At 41.2% G+C, this 17,856-nt stretch carries 20 protein-coding genes and 2 riboswitches; of the genes, 15 read left to right on the top strand and 5 right to left on the bottom strand.

The genetic code is table 11. The features are described from left to right. The first annotated feature begins 216 nt into the window (after positions 1 to 216). The 7 genes from N0M92_RS23540 to N0M92_RS23510 all read left to right on the top strand — a co-directional run bounded on the left by N0M92_RS23540 (position 217) and on the right by N0M92_RS23510 (position 7,104). Positions 217 to 459, top strand: a complete 243-nt coding sequence (locus N0M92_RS23540; RefSeq protein WP_260288131.1) for a YozE family protein — start codon at positions 217 to 219, stop codon at positions 457 to 459. 14 nt (positions 460 to 473) lie between these two features. Beyond that, positions 474 to 2,240: an ATP-binding protein gene (locus N0M92_RS23535; RefSeq protein ID WP_260288129.1), complete on the top strand. Its 1,767-nt coding sequence runs from the start codon at positions 474 to 476 to the stop codon at positions 2,238 to 2,240. A 135-nt stretch (positions 2,241 to 2,375) separates the two neighbouring features. Then, entirely contained in the window at positions 2,376 to 3,083 is a 708-nt protein-coding gene (locus N0M92_RS23530) for a hypothetical protein (protein ID WP_260288127.1), read from the top strand. 175 nt (positions 3,084 to 3,258) lie between these two features. Next, positions 3,259 to 3,429 (top strand): YozD family protein, encoded by a 171-nt coding sequence (locus N0M92_RS23525; RefSeq protein ID WP_192205160.1) that lies wholly within the window; start codon positions 3,259 to 3,261, stop codon positions 3,427 to 3,429. 233 nt (positions 3,430 to 3,662) lie between these two features. Then, the gene (deoD, locus tag N0M92_RS23520; protein ID WP_076366058.1) at positions 3,663 to 4,367 is read left to right on the top strand and encodes a purine-nucleoside phosphorylase; all 705 of its coding nucleotides are present in this window, start codon (positions 3,663 to 3,665) and stop codon (positions 4,365 to 4,367) included. Positions 4,368 to 4,641: 274 nt separating this feature from the next. Continuing rightward, entirely contained in the window at positions 4,642 to 6,099 is a 1,458-nt protein-coding gene (locus N0M92_RS23515) for a lmo1851 family serine protease (protein WP_260288126.1), read from the top strand. Positions 6,100 to 6,216: 117 nt separating this feature from the next. Continuing rightward, complete coding sequence (locus tag N0M92_RS23510) at positions 6,217 to 7,104, top strand: LCP family protein (protein ID WP_260288125.1); 888 nt, start codon at positions 6,217 to 6,219, stop codon at positions 7,102 to 7,104. 157 nt (positions 7,105 to 7,261) lie between these two features. Here the strand turns inward: N0M92_RS23510 and mtnA are convergent, their stop codons facing one another. The 3 genes from mtnA to N0M92_RS23495 all read right to left on the bottom strand — a co-directional run bounded on the left by mtnA (position 7,262) and on the right by N0M92_RS23495 (position 10,610). Next, the gene (mtnA, locus tag N0M92_RS23505) at positions 7,262 to 8,308 is read right to left on the bottom strand and encodes an S-methyl-5-thioribose-1-phosphate isomerase (protein WP_260288124.1); all 1,047 of its coding nucleotides are present in this window, start codon (positions 8,306 to 8,308) and stop codon (positions 7,262 to 7,264) included. 14 nt (positions 8,309 to 8,322) lie between these two features. After that, a complete protein-coding gene (gene mtnK / locus N0M92_RS23500; protein ID WP_260288123.1) occupies positions 8,323 to 9,525 on the bottom strand; it encodes an S-methyl-5-thioribose kinase in 1,203 nt (400 codons plus the stop codon). 77 nt (positions 9,526 to 9,602) lie between these two features. Then, positions 9,603 to 9,756: riboswitch (SAM riboswitch) on the bottom strand. A 71-nt stretch (positions 9,757 to 9,827) separates the two neighbouring features. Further along, positions 9,828 to 10,610, bottom strand: coding sequence for a carbon-nitrogen family hydrolase (locus tag N0M92_RS23495; RefSeq protein ID WP_260288122.1), 783 nt, complete (start codon positions 10,608 to 10,610; stop codon positions 9,828 to 9,830). Positions 10,611 to 10,709: 99 nt separating this feature from the next. On the opposite strand from N0M92_RS23495, the gene N0M92_RS23490 reads away from it, so the two are divergent. The 7 genes from N0M92_RS23490 to N0M92_RS23460 all read left to right on the top strand — a co-directional run bounded on the left by N0M92_RS23490 (position 10,710) and on the right by N0M92_RS23460 (position 16,952). Then, positions 10,710 to 11,882, top strand: coding sequence for a pyridoxal phosphate-dependent aminotransferase (locus tag N0M92_RS23490; protein WP_311202595.1), 1,173 nt, complete (start codon positions 10,710 to 10,712; stop codon positions 11,880 to 11,882). A gap of 133 nt (positions 11,883 to 12,015) precedes the next feature. Beyond that, positions 12,016 to 12,167: riboswitch (SAM riboswitch) on the top strand. A 105-nt stretch (positions 12,168 to 12,272) separates the two neighbouring features. Then, entirely contained in the window at positions 12,273 to 13,505 is a 1,233-nt protein-coding gene (gene mtnW / locus N0M92_RS23485; RefSeq protein ID WP_260288121.1) for a 2,3-diketo-5-methylthiopentyl-1-phosphate enolase, read from the top strand. Between the two features lie 5 nt (positions 13,506 to 13,510). Continuing rightward, positions 13,511 to 14,170: a 2-hydroxy-3-keto-5-methylthiopentenyl-1-phosphate phosphatase gene (locus tag N0M92_RS23480; protein ID WP_260288120.1), complete on the top strand. Its 660-nt coding sequence runs from the start codon at positions 13,511 to 13,513 to the stop codon at positions 14,168 to 14,170. Next, positions 14,167 to 14,796 (top strand): methylthioribulose 1-phosphate dehydratase, encoded by a 630-nt coding sequence (locus N0M92_RS23475; RefSeq protein WP_260288119.1) that lies wholly within the window; start codon positions 14,167 to 14,169, stop codon positions 14,794 to 14,796. Before N0M92_RS23480 ends, N0M92_RS23475 begins: the two co-directional genes overlap by 4 nt. A gap of 24 nt (positions 14,797 to 14,820) precedes the next feature. Then, positions 14,821 to 15,354 (top strand): cupin domain-containing protein, encoded by a 534-nt coding sequence (locus N0M92_RS23470; RefSeq protein WP_260288118.1) that lies wholly within the window; start codon positions 14,821 to 14,823, stop codon positions 15,352 to 15,354. A 437-nt stretch (positions 15,355 to 15,791) separates the two neighbouring features. Beyond that, complete coding sequence (locus N0M92_RS23465) at positions 15,792 to 16,718, top strand: CobW family GTP-binding protein (protein WP_260288117.1); 927 nt, start codon at positions 15,792 to 15,794, stop codon at positions 16,716 to 16,718. Between the two features lie 66 nt (positions 16,719 to 16,784). Next, entirely contained in the window at positions 16,785 to 16,952 is a 168-nt protein-coding gene (locus N0M92_RS23460) for a DUF2188 domain-containing protein (protein WP_260288178.1), read from the top strand. A 36-nt stretch (positions 16,953 to 16,988) separates the two neighbouring features. On the opposite strand, the gene N0M92_RS23455 is transcribed toward N0M92_RS23460, so the two are convergent. Further along, positions 16,989 to 17,231: a DNA alkylation repair protein gene (locus N0M92_RS23455; RefSeq protein ID WP_260288116.1), complete on the bottom strand. Its 243-nt coding sequence runs from the start codon at positions 17,229 to 17,231 to the stop codon at positions 16,989 to 16,991. Positions 17,232 to 17,340: 109 nt separating this feature from the next. Here N0M92_RS23455 and N0M92_RS23450 point away from each other — a divergent pair, with 109 nt between their 5' ends. Continuing rightward, positions 17,341 to 17,607: a hypothetical protein gene (locus N0M92_RS23450; protein ID WP_260288115.1), complete on the top strand. Its 267-nt coding sequence runs from the start codon at positions 17,341 to 17,343 to the stop codon at positions 17,605 to 17,607. Between the two features lie 11 nt (positions 17,608 to 17,618). On the opposite strand, the gene N0M92_RS23445 is transcribed toward N0M92_RS23450, so the two are convergent. Then, positions 17,619 to 17,856, bottom strand: a 238-nt coding sequence (locus N0M92_RS23445) for a hypothetical protein (RefSeq protein WP_260288114.1), incomplete at its 5' end; no start/stop codon positions are given.

The raw sequence follows: 17,856 nt of genomic DNA, 5'->3' as shown, positions 1-17,856 counted from the left end.
GTAAAAAAATTCTTTAAAAGGATGTAATCAATATGGAATGAGTACGATATCTAAGTGTAATTCCGTAATATACCGATTGCATTTTGTGTTGAAAAATCATGAACTTCTTAAAATGAGGAAGAAAAAACCAAATTGATTTTTAAAAAAGTGGACGGAAGCGAAAGTTTCCGATATATTAAAGCAGAAATCATAGTTATTTTAGGGGGGCTCGACATCATGAGACCATTTTATTTATATTTAATGAAATTTCGACAACCGAAGGAAATGGATGCTATCACTAAATTTGCCAATCATGCCTATGAGGATCATGGTTTCCCAAAACAATCGACAGATTATAATGAACTGAGCAGTTATTTAGAATTGAATGCAGACTATCTCGAAAGTATGTCTGTATTCGATCAAGCGTGGGAACAGTATGTCCAAATAGAAGAAGGGCTCTTATTGGGAGATCAGGAATAGGGAGGATCGGAAGGATGTTTAAAAGCCTTCAAACCCGAATTTTGCTTTTTTCTTTACTTATTGCAAGTGTGCCTCTTCTGATATTGGGAATCATATCCTATGGATCACAACGTTCCCTTCTGGAGAAGGAAGCAAGAAATGCCCTGAATGCAGGTTCACTGAATATGGTAAATGAAACATATAGCTATTTGAACGAACGGGTCAGTGATGTGAAGTTTATGAGTGCAAATTCGGTAATCATCAATCCTGGCCATTCAAGAGAAGAGAAGTCAGATGAACTAAGAAAGTTTATTGATGCAAAAGGAAATTATTATGGTGTTTTGCATTTGGATATGGAAGGCAATGTCATTGCAGATACATCAAATAAAATGATCGGGGACAACCTCGCGAAGAGAATATGGTTCAAAGAGGCCATAGAAGGTCATGAATTCCTTTCAGACGTTTATAAAACCAGGGCATTCTCAGAACCCATAATGGTTCTAAGTGCGCCAGTATATGATGATGCAGGGAAAATGATCGGAGTCGTATCTCCAGCTTTCCGATTAAAAGGGCTTTGGGAGATGATGGAGAAAAAGGCTAATGAAATTAGCGATAAATACCCAGTGAACTTTTTCATGATCAATCAAGAAGGCATCTTGATTTCGAAAAAAGACCCGCATGGCCTCATGCAGGGTTCTGCCTTGAAAGAATTGGGATTAACGAAAGGGAAGCTGATGGAAGCTTCGTTATCGGATGATTTGTACAGTTCAGAGAATGGTGAAAAAATATATTCCATCCAGCCTGTCCATTCGATTGCAGAAACGGAGAATGAATGGTTTGTTGTTGTGGGTGCTGATAAGAAACAGGTGTTTCAACCTTTGAATGACCTATTAACACGGTACCTGACAATCTACAGCATTGTTTTAGTTTCTATCATTCTGGCTGTCTATTTACTAACAAAGACCATTGTACGGCCAGTTCAAGAACTTGTAGAAGCGACAGAGGATTTCGTTGGAGGAAAGGAATTCATCATTTCCGACAAAAGAAGCTTCGAGGAAATGGAAAAATTGAACCTTGCCTTTCTAAGAATGATGGAAACGATAGAAGATCGTGAGAAGGAAATCGTCCGAACGGAAAAATTGAAATATGTTGGCCAGCTTGCTGCCGGTGTCGCCCATGAAATCAGGAACCCGTTGACGACAATAAAGGGCTTTTTCCAATTATTAAAGAGCCAGGATCATGATACAACATTAATAGAAAAATATAGTGATGTCATGCTTCATGAAGTGGATCGGGTCAATGTATTCGTGACACAACTTCTTGATTTGGCAAAACCGCATCAACTGGAATGGGAGAAATTCGATTTAAAGGATTTCCTTGAAGAAATTTTAGATACATATACCCCCTCAAATCCGAGTTATCATGTAAGAATAATTAATGAAGTGACACAATCCATCTTTGTTTATTCGGACAGAAACCGGTTAAGGCAGGTTCTCTTGAATGTCTTGAATAATTCTTGTGAAGCCATCGAAGCAAGGGGGCAGATTGAACTGCAACAGACTTCCGTGTCCCAATATATGAAATTAGTGATCAGCGATGATGGAAAAGGCATCAGTCCCGAGGATTTAAAAAATATCGGTATGCCCTTTTACACCACCAAACCGGATGGTAACGGATTAGGTGTGGCGACGTGTATTCAGATAATGGAGGAATTAAAAGGTAAATTCCAAATGGAGAGCGTTCGCGACGAAGGAACGAAAGTGACCCTCATCATCCCCACTACGAACCGTCTCATTAAATGAGGCGGTTTTTGGTTGGTTGCAGTGCCCTTTAAGCTAATTGAGCAAAATGCCCTCGCATTTCCATTAACCTCCATGTTTGTTTGTGCATATAATTTACTAATCAAACGATAAGGACCATATTGGGGGATGTCTCTTATGGGCAAAAAAAAACAGCCGAAATTTAAATTAGGCGATACAGTCGTAATAACAATGTATGGGACAGTCGGGAATATAACCGATGTGAAATTTCTCGATGGTGCTTATGTGTATGAAGTGAACTATAGTGAAGGCCTATATATCGAAAAAACATTGCAATCGATAAATGAATATGAAGGAGAAATCCTTTATCCAAAAGAACAGATCGATATTGAATATAAATTTTTATTAGGTGACTTGGTCCAAGTGGATGGATATGAACAGGATTATTTCAAGATTATCGGCTATCGAACGGAAATTTGGCGCTATAAGGAAAATGCCTGGGAGGATGTAATCTATGAGTTATCAAGAATCTCAGATGGTGAATGGCTTGAAGCGCATGAAGAAGAACTGACTTTGATAGCCGATGCTAAACGTGCAGATGGAATTATAAAAAAGTTGGGTCTGTTACTTCCTATAAAGAAAAATGAGCTTGCTATCATTGCTAAACAAAACAACCCTGGTAAAGGTGAGCGAGATATGACAATGACAAAAAATGAAAAAAAGGAAATGATTGATGGACTGTTGGATTTATATAATGATTATTGTAAGCTCTACGAACATTTTGGCGATGATGAATACCGCCATATCATGAAGATTGCCCTTGCGAAAATTGAAAAAGCGGCAGAGGAAATTTATCCAGATCATAAAAAGAAGCAAACGAAGTGAAAGGTATCCCAAACTTTTAAAGGGCAAATTCCAAATTCCCTATAGAAGCTTCCATTCAAATTGAACAGAAATGGATGATATTTTTAGGCACTTCATATGATTTTCCATTATGGGTTGCCTTATTGGTATATTTGTCTCTACACATTCATAGACCTTTAAATAAGGGGGCGATGATTTGCGAGAAATTGAGGTTTTTATTGATACAGAAGAGATAGCGGAATTCTTTTTTCAAGAATTGATAAGACGGGGCTATCTTCCATCAGAAGCTGAAGTTGAAGATCTTGCTGACATCACATTCGAATATCTTCTAGAAAAATGCATAATTGATGAAGAAGTCGATGAGTAACCGGTCATAAGACGGTTAGCAGCTTCCTTTCCCTTAATTTTATTAACGATTAAAAAAAGACGGCGGACCTCCGCCGTTTTGTTTGCGGTTTAGAGTAAGGGTGCCATAAGTCATTTCGTGATTTCCAGTTTTTCAAGTTCTAGGATAAGGTTCAATTTTCCTAACTTGTGGTTGATATGGTATAGTAGTTTTTGAATATCATTTCAACCACAAGTTAAGGAGGACATAGTCGTATGAGCGTACATATTGGTGCAAAAGAAAATGAAATTGCGGAAACGGTCTTACTGCCAGGGGACCCATTGCGTGCAAAATATATTGCTGAAACATTTTTAGAGGATGCTAAACTTTATAATGAAGTTCGAAACATGTTTGGATATACAGGGACATATAAAGGGAAACGAATTTCAGTACAAGGTACTGGCATGGGTGTTCCATCCATTTCCATTTACGTGAATGAATTGATGAATAGCTATAATGTCCAGAAGCTGATTCGTGTGGGAACTGCAGGAGCGATTCAAAAAGATGTAAAAGTCAGGGATGTGATCCTTGCCATGAGTGCTTCGACTGATTCCCAAATGAACCGCATGACTTTCGGCGGAGTGGACTTTGCCCCAACCGCAGATTTCGAATTATTAAGAAAAGCTTATGACGCCGGGACGGCTAAGGGCTTGCAATTGAAGGTCGGTAATGTTTTTACGGCCGATCAGTTTTATAACGATAATAGTGAATTGGAAAAATGGGCAAAATACCAAATACTTGCAATAGAAATGGAATCAGCTGCCCTATACACGCTTGCCGCTAAATTTGGCCGCCAAGCTTTATCTGTATTAACCATTTCCGATCACATTTTAACCGGTGAGGAAACGACGTCGGATGAGCGCCAGTCAACTTTTAACGAAATGGTTGAGGTGGCATTGGAAGCAGCTATCAAGGATTGATAAGTCAGGCGGGTTACCAGGAATAAGCGATGCCGTATAATGACGGTTGTAATAAGGCTCAATTATTCCTTGGTATCCGTATTTTTATTATGTCGGGAGCTGGCTGTTGCCCTTGGAGCTTTCACTATATTAACGTTTGCGAAGTGGTAAAAAAATACATATGGTCATAAATTGTTATTTTTGATAACTATTATTTTTCGATTGGCATGAAAGCTGATAAAATAGGAATGAAATCGTTTATATCGTCATGAAGAATGAAAGTGGTGAGGCTTCAGTGGAAGAAGAAAATCAAAAACAGCCAAAAGAGGCAGGGAAATTCATTAAAATAAAGAAGTTTACATTCATTATGGGGATTTTCTTAGTCATATTTCTAACTGCAGGGATTACTACAATAGCCTTGACCTTTGGAGATGAAAAAGTAGAGTCATTAGCACCGGATAAACATTCGGAATTTGAAAAGCTGTATTCTACATACGATACGATAAAAGACAACTATTATGAAGAGATTGATCAAGATAAGCTGGTTGATGGGGCAATTAATGGAATGATCAAAGCATTGGATGATCCCTATTCTGCTTATATGGATAAAAAGGAAGCATCGAGTTTCCATGAGAGCATCTCTTCATCTTTTGAAGGAATCGGTGCCGAGATTCAGGAGCAGGATGGACAAATCATGGTCGTCTCACCGATAAAAGGGTCCCCAGCAGAAAAAGCAGGGGTAAAACCGAATGATATCATTTTAAGTGTGAACGGTAAAAGCGTTGAAGGACTAAGCTCTTCTGAAGCTGTCTTGAAAATCAGGGGCAAAAAGGGAACGAAAGTGAATTTATCCATCTCAAGAGCTGGTGAGCCGGAACCGATGGAGCTCACCATTAAACGGGATACAATTCCGATTGAAACGGTATATGCGGAAATGCTTGATGATGGAGTTGCAAAAATTCAAGTGACCAGTTTTTCCGAACATACAGTCCAAGAGCTGAAAACGGCGCTTGAAGAAATGTCGAAGAAGGATATGAAGGGTCTCGTATTGGATTTGCGCGGAAACCCAGGGGGACTTCTTGACCAAGCAATAGAAATGGCGAGCCTGTTCATACCTAATGGGAAAGTGGTCCTTCAAGTTGAGGAGCGCAGCGGGAAAAAAGATGTCTATAAATCGAAGAATGAAGGGGAACTGAAAATCCCGGTAGTCGTGTTGATTGATGACGGAAGTGCCAGTGCTTCTGAAATCGTTGCAGCGGCTGTCAGTGAGTCTGCGGACATTCCATTGATCGGTGTCAAGTCATTTGGGAAAGGGACAGTTCAGACTGCCCAAGACTTTGAGGATGGATCTAACTTTAAATATACGGCAGCTAAATGGTTGACTCCTGAAGGCAATTGGATTCATAAAAAAGGGATCAAGCCGGATATTAATGTGAAGCTTCCTGATTATGCCAGCCTTCCGTACATTTCACCTGATAAGGAATTGAAAGCATCCGATTCTTCGAGTGAAGTGAAAGCGGCTGAAGAGATGCTGAAGGTAGCAGGCCATGATCCAGGAAAGATAGATGGATTTTTTGATGAAGCAACCACGAATGCGGTCATAGCGTTCCAGAAGGAACAAAAAATTAAAGAAACTGGGACAATTAAAGATGATACTACCGTGAAATTAATGCAGGTCATCCGCGAGAAGATCCTTAAAAACGACACACAAGTGAAAAAGGCAGTCGAAGTATTAAAGAAAGAAATTAAATAAATGATTATGCCCGAAAAGCCTGTCAGCGATTATCGTTGGCAGGCTTTTTTGTCGTTAAATGCATAAAATTCCATTATTGTACAGATAATAGGGATAATTTTCCGATGAGGTGAGGCAATGAAAGAAAAGGTATTCTTCATATATCTATTGATCTTGATTCTGGCAGGCTGCACCTATGCCCCTTTACCCAAACAAAATGGAAATGCAGGTACGGATAAAAAACTAACCAAAGAAGACGACCAGGAAAGCGTGAAAACATTTCTGTTAATTGGTGTTGATACAAGGGGAGAGCAAAAATCTCGATCAGATGCGCTTATCCTGGCAAAATACTTTCCTGAGCAGGAGAAACTGAAGCTGGCTTCCATCATGCGTGATAGTTATGTGAAAATGCCCGGGAATAAGTCAGGATATAACAAAATAAATGCAGCTTATTATTATGGTGGAAGGGAACTGCTTAAGAAAACCATACAGGAGAACTTCGATATCAAGGTCGATCATGTAGCGGTAATCGACTTCCAGGGATTTGTGAAAATGGTCGATTTACTTGCCCCTGAGGGGGTAGCGGTGAATGTAGATCAGGAAATCATTGATGATATGAGCATTCAAGCAAGTGTTGGCAAAAATGTTTTACATGGTGAGGAAATATTGAAATATGTCCGTTTTAGGCATGACGATGAAAGTGATTTTGGAAGGGTGGAGCGTCAACAAGAAGTCATGGTTCAATTAAAAACAGCTTTCGTAAATCAAATCTCATCCTTCGAAGGGATGGCAGCCCTTCCTAGTATCATCGAACAAGGACTCTCGTACCTGGATACAGATATTGGTCTGAAAACATTAATGGAAATGGGTCCAAAAGCCTTCTTCCATACACCGGACACCGTCGAAACCTTAAGGGTTCCAGTGGAAGGGAGCTTTAAAGATGAAATATATCCCCAGTCCGGAGCGGTTTTGCAAATAGATTTCACTAAAAATAAAAAGGCACTTCAGGAGTTCTTTTCAAAATAATAAGAACTATTATGGAAACAACCTTATATTAAGTGAATATGTTCGAATTCACTTGAATTATTGTATAATAGACCTCGTAAGAATATTTGTAATCATCTATAAAAAACGAGAGGGATAAAAATCCTTCTCGTTTTTTTCACCAATAAAGGAACCTGGATCAATTAACAAAATGCGGAATGTTTTTATTGAAATCCGGTGTTATGATGCCGTTTTCGGTAATGATGCTCGTAATAAGATGATTTGGTGTAACGTCAAAGGCTGGATTGAAAGTCTTCACGTTTTCCGGAGCGATCCTTACACCTTGAATGGAGGTGATTTCCGCTTCATTCCGTTCTTCGATCGGGATGGATGTGCCTGATTCGATGGAAAGGTCGAATGTGCTTGATGGTGCGGCCACATAAAAGGGGATGCCAAAGTGCTTGGCTAATATGGCCAATCCCAATGTCCCGATTTTATTGGCTGTATCTCCATTAGCCGCAATCCTGTCGGCCCCGACGATAATTCCATTTATTCGTTTCTGGTGAATCGTATGTGCAGCCATGTTATCTGAAATTAAGGTGACATCAACCCCCGCTTGCATCAATTCCCAAGCCGTCAAACGCGCACCTTGCAGGACAGGCCTGGTTTCACATGCGTATACTTTTAACGGAAAGTCCCTTTCTTTAGCCAGGTGGAAAGGAGCCAAGGCTGTGCCATACCGAGCTGTGGCAATTCCCCCAGCATTGCAATGGGTTAGTATGGAATCTCCTCTAGTGAATAAGGATAAACCATGTTCCCCGATTTTCCTGCACATTTCTTCATCTTCAGCAAAGATGGCTTTAGCCTCCGATACAAGTGCTTCCTTTGCAGCTGAAATGCTTTGCGCAGCATGCAAGGTGTTCTCCATCCTCCTTAACGCCCAAAAAAGGTTTACTGCAGTTGGCCTTGAAGAGGCGAGTTTTTCAATATGCCTCGTTACATTTCTCTTGAAATCCCCTAATTCAGCGGTTGTTTCCTGTTTGGCACCAAGTGCAACACCAAATGCTGCCGTCAGTCCAATTGCTGGCGCACCGCGAACTTTTAATGTCAAAATGCTGTCATATACATCATTAACTGAATGAAGTTCAATAAATTCAGTTATGGAAGGTAGGGCTTGTTGATTTAATAATGTAATATGGGTATCATCCCAGTGTACCGAATAGGGTAAGGGTGCTAGTGTAGTCATGTGCAGGGCTCCTTTTAAATGGTTGAATAAGATGGCAGTGTACGTTGCTTCAACGCTTCAATGACAGCTGGAACATCTAATTCATCCCGTTTTTTAATTAAAAATGCACCAATTTCCAACGTTGCCGTTTTGGCAGCAATCCTTATCTCTTTATTTTCAATGACGTTTAAATCGGCAACATGGGAAAGGCCAATGGTTCGCCGAATCAGTTCACAGCCGGCAAAACCGAAGGCATCTTTTTTGAATTTTGTCAGTAAGTAAGGCAGATAACCTTTCACATGGCGGAATGGGCTTTTATTTTGACCTTCCCATAAGTCGGTATAAGTTTCTTCAAAGGCATTCCAAAATTCATGAAGGTGTGTGAAAATCTCTTCCTTTCCAGCGCCATTGCGTGTGACTGCCTGGAAAAGAATGTTGGCTGTGTATTGACCAAGGTCAAAACCAACGGGTCCATAAAAAGCAAATTCCGGATCAATAACCTTTGTTTCAGTTTCACTTGCAAATATACTTCCAGTATGTAAATCTCCATGAAGTAAGGCTTCCTGCTCGGTTTCAAAGCTTTGTTTCAGCTTAGCGACCTCAAGTATCACTTCTTGATCATTCCAGATAATTTTGGCGGCATCAGTCAATTCCACCTCGAAGTCTCCTGGGAGTTCCTCAAAAAATGGATCCGTGAAAATGAAGACCTCAGTGATTTTGCAGAGTTCTGGATTCGTGAAATGTCGGGCCACTTCCTTTTTCGCAGATGGTTCTAGATGATAATCGGATGTATAAAATGCCGTCTTCGCAACAAACTCACCAATATGCTGTGAAAGCAATGGATATGAATCGCCATCGATCAATCCTGTTCTAACGATTTTCAAGTGAGATAAATCCTCCATGACCGTGATGGCAAGCTGTTCATCCGAATAATAGACTTGCGGTACGAATTCAGGGCAATAACTTCTGAAATGAATCAGCGCATTCGCTTCAATGGAAGCCCTTTTCAATGTCAGCGGCCAGCTTTCACCAAGTACCTTGGCATAAGGGACCGCTTGTTTGATGATTATTCCTGTATTTGTGTGCATGTCTGTAACATGAAAAACATAATTTAAGTTTCCATCGCCGATTTCTTTACACTTTAAACTTGCATCCGCATTGACCAACCCAAGTTTTTTTGCAAGGGTTATAGCTGTTTCGTTTGTCAATCTCTTAAAATTTGAATGGTTTTGAGTCATTTTTTTCCCTCCAGAATCAAAATAAGAATAAAAAAGCCTCTTTCATATAGAAAGAGGCAGAAGTTTTGGCTTCGGACCTCTTATCTTCCAGAAAATGAATTCTGGTGGAATTAGCACCGTGCTCTGTGGATTTTATAATCCGGCGGTGAATCCGCCCCATTTCACAATGGTATTACAGTCGGTTGCTGGGCTTCATAGGGCCTTTATCCCTCAGCCTGCTCTTGATAAGAGTGAATGTTTTCTGAAATTTTAATCTTCGGGAAAATAATAACAACCTTTTGAATAGTTTGTCAATGGGTAAATTAATAAAAATCAGGGCGGCGATCTTCAAATACAGGTATTTTGTTTCGGGCTTCCGTAACTTTATTGAAATCCAAGGTGCCTGTCAAGAGTTCGTTTCCTTCTCCGGCTTCACTAATGAGATTCCCCCATGGATCAATAATCAAGGAATGACCAGCAAATGTATTATTGACATCCGAACCTGAACGATTAACGGCTACAACATAGGCTTGGTTCTCGATGGCACGGCTAATCAATAAGGCTCTCCAGTGATCGAGTCTCGGCTTTGGCCATTCCGCCGTTACGAATAGAACTTCGGCGCCTTGAGCGGTATGGGCACGCTGCCATTCAGGGAAACGGATGTCATAACAAATGAATCCAGCACATATTTTTTCATCAAGAGTAAATAAACCATCTTTTTCTCCTGGCTGCAGGAAATGATGTTCATCCATTAACTGAAATAAGTGAAGCTTATCATATTCTTTAATGAGATTCCCATGTTTATCGATGATGATCATCGTGTTATAGATTCCCTTGCTTGTCTTTTTCGCGATGGAACCGCCTATGATGTGAATCTGGTGTTTTTGTGCCTGTGTTTTTAAAAATTCAATCGTTTTTTCTGCCTCCTGATCAGCAATCTCATTTAACCTGGTCAAGTCGTATCCTGTTGTCCAAAGCTCCGGTAAAATGACGATATCGGGTTCTGACCGTGTTGCTTTTTCCAACCATTGTTCTGCAACCTGAAAATTGATATCCGGTTGACCAAAGGCTATATCCATTTGAATACAAGCTATTTTCCATTTCATCGATTAAAACCTCCACATGTAAAAAATGCTTTACAAGACTATGATAAACATATATCATTTGTGACTAGAATTTCAAGAAATTTCAGAGAAGGTGTATAAATGTTGCAATTCGAAAAATCCGGCCAGCTTCAGGACCTGCCCAAGCAGTTTTTTGCTTCACTAGTCGCAAAAGTCAATGCAATCACGGAGCAAGGACATGATGTCATTAATTTAGGCCAGGGAAACCCTGATCAGCCGACGCCAGAACATATCGTGAAAAGTTTGCAGTCGGCTGCTGAAAAAACGATTAATCATAAATATTCGCCATTCCGGGGACATCAATATTTGAAAGATGCTGCCGCCGTCTTTTATGAACGAGAATACGGTGTCAAGCTGGATCCGAATAGCGAAGTGGCGATTCTCTTCGGGGGGAAGGCAGGTCTTGTCGAACTGCCGCAGTGTTTATTGAATCCAGGTGATACAATCCTTGTTCCAGATCCCGGCTATCCCGATTATCTTTCCGGAGTTGTTTTAGCCCGGGCAAAGACCGAACTCATGCCTCTGACAGAAGAAAATGATTTTCTTCCGAAATATGATGACATACATAAAGAAGTACTTGATAAAGCCAAAATGATGTTCTTGAACTATCCGAATAATCCCACAGGTGCTTCTGCAACTGATAGTTTCTTTGATGAAACCGTCTCCTTCGCAAAAGAGCATTCCATTTGTGTGGTCCACGATTTCGCTTATGGCGCGATCGGATTCGACGGAAAAAAACCGATAAGCTTTCTCCAATCGGAGGGAGCGAAGGATGTAGGAATAGAAATATACACACTATCGAAAACATACAATATGGCAGGATGGAGAGTAGGCTTCGCAGTGGGGAATAAGAGTGTAATAGAAGCTCTTGAACTATTACAAGACCATCTTTATGTGAGTCTTTTCCCGGCGATACAAGAAGCTGCGGCAAGTGCTTTGCTTGATTCGCAGAGCTGTGTAGAGCAGTTAGTGCAGATGTACGAAGGTCGAAGGAATGTTTTCATTGAGGGATTGAGGGCAATCGGCTGGGATGTCAAAGCGCCTGCGGCATCGTTTTTTGCCTGGCTCAAGGTACCTAAAGGTTTTACGTCAGAGAGTTTTGCAGACTATTTATTAGCGCATGCCCACGTAGCTGTTGCCGCAGGGAATGGATTCGGTGAATTTGGCGAAGGTTACGTCAGGGTAGGGCTGCTGACCTCGGAAGAACGGCTTGAAGAGGCTGTGGAACGAATACGTACATTAAACTTATTTTAACGATGGATTGAGGTATCCGACTTATTCACCGTTAAAATAGTTAAAACTTATTGACAAAGTAGGGATTACCTGTCAGAATACAAAATAAATTCTTAATCTTTCGATACTTGAATGCAATTTATATATCAGCGTTTTCTTATTTTGAGCAGGTGGAGGGACTAGCCCTATGAAGCCCAGCAACCGACCGTAATTCCATTGTAAAATGGGGCGGAATTCTTCGCCGGATTTCCTGAAATCCACAAGGCACGGTGCTAATTCTTGCAGCCAATGGCTGGGAGATAAGAAGATGGCTTTTTAAAGCCTCTTCTTTATGAAGGGGCTTTTGCCATTTTGAGACCATTTCAGTTTAATGACATCGAGAGTTTACTAACGTGTTATAGGAGTGATCAGATGAGCGAGATAGTCGCTACTTATTTAATTCATGACTTCACTGGAAATCATGAGAAAAAAGCAGAGAGCATTGCCCTAGGTTTGACTGTCGGGACATGGACGGACCTGCCACATTTAGTCCAGAAACAACTGGAAAAACATAAGGGGCGCGTTGTATCGGTGACACCACTTTTGGAAGAAGAGAGGGCAAACAGCTACTTTAATCGTAAAGTATACCGTTCGCTTATTAAAATTGCCTATCCGGCAGGGAATTTTTCCCTTGATTTACCTGCAATCCTCACGACTGTCTTCGGCAAACTTTCATTGGACGGAGAAATAAAACTCATAGACCTGGATTTTGTCGGTGATATTCAAAACGCTTTTCCCGGACCGCAATTTGGCATTGGAGGCATAAGGGAAAAGATTGGCGTATTTAACCGTCCTCTGGTGATGAGCATCTTTAAAGGTGTATTAGGAAGAGACCTGGCATTCCATAATGAGCAACTGAGGCAACAAGCATTAGGGGGCGTCGACCTAGTTAAAGATGATGAGATCCTCTTCGACCAGGAACTGACTCCATTTTTCGATAGAATAAAAACGGGAAAAAGAATATTGAATGAAGTCCATGAAACCACTGGCCACCGTACTTTATATGCTGTCAATCTATCAGGGAAAACATTTGAATTACTGGATAAGGCAGAGCAGGCGGCTGAAGCAGGGGCAGATGCTTTATTGTTCAACGTTCATACATATGGTTTGGATGTATTGCAGGCCTTGAGTGAACATGATCGTATCAAGTTGCCGATCATGGCGCACCCCGCCTATAGCGGGGCATTGGCAGCTTCATCATTTTACGGGATCGGCTATCCATTATTACTTGGTAAATTAGTAAGGTTATCAGGTGCGGATTTATCTTTGTTCCCATCCCCTTATGGAAATGTCGCACTGGAAAAAAAGGAGACCTTGGCGATTGCTGAAGCTCTGACAAAGGATGAACTTTCATGGAAAAAAGCCTTCCCTGTTCCTTCTGCAGGCATTCATCCGGGCATGGTTCCGGACCTGATCAAGGATTTTGGGCTCGATAGCGTGATTAATGCTGGAGGGGGAGTTCACGGGCACCCCGACGGAGCAGAAGGCGGGGCCAAGGCTTTCCGTTCTGCTGTGGAAGCCGTTCTAGCAGGAAAGGATCTATCTGAAGCGGCTGCTGAGGAAGAAACGCTAAAAAAAGCTCTTGTGTTATGGGGAGGCCTATAAGAATAATGAAACCGATCATCTTTTGTGACTTTGACGGAACGATCACCAACACGGATAATATCATTTCCATCATGAAAAAATTTGCTCCTCCGGAATGGGAAGCGTTGAAAGACGATGTCCTTCAGCAAAAAATCAGTATATCTTCAGGAGTTGGGGAGATGTTTTCACTGCTTGATAGTGGCTTGAAGGATGATATCATCCAATATGTAAGAAATACGGCCGGCATTCGTCCTGGGTTTTATGAATTCGTTGAGTATACGAAACAAGCCAACATCCCTTTATATATAGTAAGCGGGGGAATGGATTTTTTCATTGCACCGCTTTTAAATGATATCTTGCCAACAGAGTCCGTTTATTGCAACCATGCATTTTTTGATAAGGAAAAGATTTATATTGAGTGGCCGCATGATTGTGATGATCAATGTAATAATGATTGCGGTTGCTGCAAGCCATCCATTATGAGGGAAATAGCGGGTGCGGAAAGTTTTAAATTCGTTATTGGAGATTCAGTAACGGATTTTGAAGCGGCCAAACAGGCCGATTTTGTCATAGCCCGTGACATACTGCTTGAAAAATGCGAAAGGGAAGGAATTCCACATCAAGGATTTGAAACATTTTTTGATGTAATTGACATTTTAAAGCGGCAGGAGGCGGTTAAAGCGTGAACAATCATTCTAAAGAATGGCGGGAGTTGGCAGATATTAAAGCTGAACTGGCCGAAAGGGATTGGTTTATGGGAACGAGCGGGAACTTGTCCATCCGCGAGCCCAAAAGCGCTTTCTTCTATATTACGGCAAGCGGTAAGGATAAAAGGAAGCAAACGGATTCGGACTTTTTACTGGTGGATTTAAAAGGAAAACCAGTTGAAGAAACGAACCTAAGACCATCGGCCGAAACTTTACTTCATACAGTCATTTACCGGAAAACCAATGCGAACTGTGTACTCCATGTCCATACTGTTGAAAATAATGTGATATCAGAATTGTACGGAGATGAAGGCCAGGTTTCCTTCCGTAACCATGAAATCATTAAAGCGACCGATCGATGGGAGGAGGATTCGGAGCTTCGGATTCCAATCATATATAATCACGCTGACATTCCGTTGTTATCTGATAAGTTTAAGCTACATGTCGAAGCAGACTCTGGCGCCGTGCTGATTCGCAATCATGGCATTACGGTTTGGGGTAAAAGCGGACTCGAAGCAAAAAGAATACTTGAAGCTTGCGAATTTTTATTTCAATACCAACTATTGCTTAATCAACAAAAGGCGTTTGCAGTTTCTTTAAGATAAACACTCATAGAGGAGGAATGAATGATGGCGACGATCAGATTCCATGAAACAAACGAGGTTCTTGAAAACGGTGAACAGGTAAAAGGATTTTTAGAAACACAAGGGGTTATTTATGAACAATGGGACATTTCTAAATTACCGGCCCATCTTGTGGAAAAATACGATCTAACAGATGCTGACAAGGAGGAAATCCTTGTAACATTCCAATCAGAGATAGCGGAAATCTCTGAAAGAAGAGGTTATAAAGCGCATGATATCATCACATTATCAGATGCAAATCCGAACTTGGATCAAATGCTTGAAAACTTTAAGCAGGAACATCACCATGAAGATGATGAAGTGCGTTTCATAGCAGGTGGTACTAGTATCTTCGCCATAGAAGGCAATGATAAACAGTGGTTTGATGTACGTCTTAATCCAGGAGATCTTATTAGTGTACCAGAATCAACAAGACATTATTTCACACTCGCAGAAGATCGGAAAACTGTTGCTGTCCGTATTTTCGTTACAGCGGCAGGATGGGTGCCGATTTACGAAAAAGACGAAGTTCAAGCATAATCATTGTTGCAAAACCAGCTTACGGGCTGGTTTCTGTTTGCAGACAAAAGGGAAGACGGAAAGGTCTCACCTAACCTTGATTTTTTAAAAAAACATGATTAATCCTTTATGGTTTTTCTATTTTTCAGGAAAGAAATCTCGCAAGATTGAAGAAATTTGCGACACTCCAGCCGAATAGCTGGCTAGCCGAGATTCCACAGATGCTTGCGCCGATGAGGCCTGTCAGACAGTCGGCGGAAAGAGAGCGGATTTCTGAAATCGACTGGACGTTTTTAAATAAAAAACTACAGTCGAACTCGCTTTTCTTCGAATTTGTCTATGTTTGAAACCAGCTTACGGGCTGTTTTTTTTATGTCGATCCGGCAAGTGCTTTAGTAAGATAAGTATGATAAAATTTAATGGAATCGAATTTACCCGGATCATAGGAGCAGATAAGAATGAAAACAACCGAAGTGTACATATTGGGCGGCTTTCTCGGCAGCGGGAAAACGACGCTTCTTCGAAATATTTTAAAACAGGAAAGTGAAGCGGGTAGAAAAGTGGCCGTGCTGTTAAATGAGCTCGGCAGTGTATCGGTTGACAGCGGACTCATTGGTGATGGAGTGCCTCTTAAGGAGCTGTTTGACGGGTGCATTTGCTGCACAATTCAAGATAAACTGGAGGTTCAGCTTCATGAATTGCTAACGGAAAATGAACTGGATGCGGTTTATATTGAAACGACGGGCGCAGCTCATCCAGTTGAAGTATTGGATGGCATCATGTCGCCGATCTTCGCCAAAAGGCTGGAGTATAAAGGGATTATCACTGTCGTCGATTTATTAAGGTGGCGCGATCGGGAGGAACTGTCTCCACAGCTTCGGCAGTTGCTTGCCGAGCAAATCCACCATGCCGATTTCATATTATTGAATAAAGTGGATTTGGTAAGTGAGATGGATGCCGCACAGCTGATATATACGATACAAGCGCTGAATCCGGATGCTGTATGTTTATTGACGGAGTATGCAGCCGTATCCTTGGCATCATTGCAGCAAATGCAAAGAAAACGGCATAATGGCCATCAAAAGCTTGATGTACAGGACCATTTGCATTTAACTGCAGTCGTTCATACATTCGAAGGTGCCGTGGCACAAACCGACTTTGAAGAGTGGCTTAGGGCTCTGCCGGAAACGGTCTATCGGATGAAAGGATACATTTCCTTTACACATTCACAATACCCCCATTTATTCCAATACTCATACGGAATGCCAATGTATATGAATGAAATGATGAAAATGCCATTGAATATCGTCATGATCGGGGAAAAGTTGGATAAGGAAATGTTGATCGGTCAGTTGAAAGCTTTGGAATTGAAAGCTGCCCGATAAAAGTTTACCGCCCATTAAAGAAGGGAAACATAAAAAGGAGACATTCTTATCAAGGAGGCGGTTTTAGTGCCATGGAATAAGGACGATTACCCAAACTCGATGAAGAATCTAGATAAAGATGTAAGGGAAAAGGCTATAGAAATCGCCAATGCATTATTGGATGAAGGATATGAGGATGGAAAAGCCATTCCAATCGCCATAGACCGAGCTAAGATGTCGGTAGGAAAAGATTGAAAAAATGGTCAGACCCACAAATGGGTCTGACCATTTTTATTGTTGCATTCCAAAGGCGGCAAATGTCTTTTCGTCTTCTATCAATCCGCAAGCAGCACATTGAACCCGAACTTCAGGACCATTATAGGCTAGATGGAATGGCTGAAGGTCATCGTTCGAATATTGTTCAATGATCTCACCTGACTGCGGATCCTTTTTAATGGGGGTTGCTACTTGCTGAATGAGATTGAAGCGAGATTTATTTGTCCGGCAATTCGGGCAGCGGTATACTTGAGACATTGTACTCACTCCTTTTTTGAATTTTTAAAAGCGTGATCGTATTATTAAGATAGTCTTTACAAACTTGAACATTAATATGTATAAATTAGTAATGGATGGAAGGGATAACATGAAAGAAAATGTCAGGCAAGAAGAATTACTGATGGCTTATTTAAGCATATGGAACAATCGTAAGGTGATCGATGGAGGTGGAAGGGAAGTGTTGGCGGAACTCATCCGTCGTGAGCTTTTGGATGAAAATGCCCATCCCCGTGCCCGAAAACCAGTATTGGAGAAATTTTACCTCTGTATTAAACGCGTGATGGAATCCTCGCTTTCAGAAGAAATGAAAAATGCGATCGTCATGGCCTATATCACTGAATTGGAAAGATTATGATTCCGGGTGTGTTACGGATGCTTGTTAGCAAATATTCTTTTCAGCTTCATACTTTTTTCACAAATCATTGTTAAAATCTTTAAAAAATGGCTCTTTTCGTAAAGATTGTCATTTTTAAAACGAAACGATTTAAGGTTGAATGGAGCGCAAGTGCGAGACTCTTGCGGGAGCAGCGGGACAGGTGAGACCCCATAGGCGTTTACGCCGAGGAGGCTCACCGCCCGCCCCGCGGAAAGCGAGCATCTGGAG

The sequence above is a fragment of the Peribacillus aracenensis genome (genome assembly GCF_025175645.1).
Lineage (GTDB): Bacteria > Bacillota > Bacilli > Bacillales > DSM-1321 > Peribacillus > Peribacillus aracenensis.
Note: the sequence above shows the minus strand (reverse complement) of the source record. Positions and strands in the feature narration are given on the sequence as shown.

What these genes read in the sequence shown, in the direction of transcription:
- N0M92_RS23480 (WP_260288120.1), top strand. Translation starts at nt 13,511, where the DNA reads ATGAAACCGATCATCTTTTGTGACTTTGACGGAACGATCACCAACACG.
- N0M92_RS23535 (WP_260288129.1), top strand. Translation starts at nt 474, where the DNA reads ATGTTTAAAAGCCTTCAAACCCGAATTTTGCTTTTTTCTTTACTTATT.
- N0M92_RS23530 (WP_260288127.1), top strand. Translation starts at nt 2,376, where the DNA reads ATGGGCAAAAAAAAACAGCCGAAATTTAAATTAGGCGATACAGTCGTA.
- N0M92_RS23510 (WP_260288125.1), top strand. Translation starts at nt 6,217, where the DNA reads ATGAAAGAAAAGGTATTCTTCATATATCTATTGATCTTGATTCTGGCA.
- mtnW (WP_260288121.1), top strand. Translation starts at nt 12,273, where the DNA reads ATGAGCGAGATAGTCGCTACTTATTTAATTCATGACTTCACTGGAAAT.
- N0M92_RS23490 (WP_311202595.1), top strand. Translation starts at nt 10,710, where the DNA reads ATGTTGCAATTCGAAAAATCCGGCCAGCTTCAGGACCTGCCCAAGCAG.
- deoD (WP_076366058.1), top strand. Translation starts at nt 3,663, where the DNA reads ATGAGCGTACATATTGGTGCAAAAGAAAATGAAATTGCGGAAACGGTC.
- N0M92_RS23540 (WP_260288131.1), top strand. Translation starts at nt 217, where the DNA reads ATGAGACCATTTTATTTATATTTAATGAAATTTCGACAACCGAAGGAA.
- N0M92_RS23455 (WP_260288116.1), bottom strand. Translation starts at nt 17,231, where the DNA reads ATGTCTCAAGTATACCGCTGCCCGAATTGCCGGACAAATAAATCTCGC.
- mtnA (WP_260288124.1), bottom strand. Translation starts at nt 8,308, where the DNA reads ATGACTACACTAGCACCCTTACCCTATTCGGTACACTGGGATGATACC.
- N0M92_RS23465 (WP_260288117.1), top strand. Translation starts at nt 15,792, where the DNA reads ATGAAAACAACCGAAGTGTACATATTGGGCGGCTTTCTCGGCAGCGGG.
- N0M92_RS23470 (WP_260288118.1), top strand. Translation starts at nt 14,821, where the DNA reads ATGGCGACGATCAGATTCCATGAAACAAACGAGGTTCTTGAAAACGGT.
- mtnK (WP_260288123.1), bottom strand. Translation starts at nt 9,525, where the DNA reads ATGACTCAAAACCATTCAAATTTTAAGAGATTGACAAACGAAACAGCT.
- N0M92_RS23450 (WP_260288115.1), top strand. Translation starts at nt 17,341, where the DNA reads ATGAAAGAAAATGTCAGGCAAGAAGAATTACTGATGGCTTATTTAAGC.
- N0M92_RS23495 (WP_260288122.1), bottom strand. Translation starts at nt 10,610, where the DNA reads ATGAAATGGAAAATAGCTTGTATTCAAATGGATATAGCCTTTGGTCAA.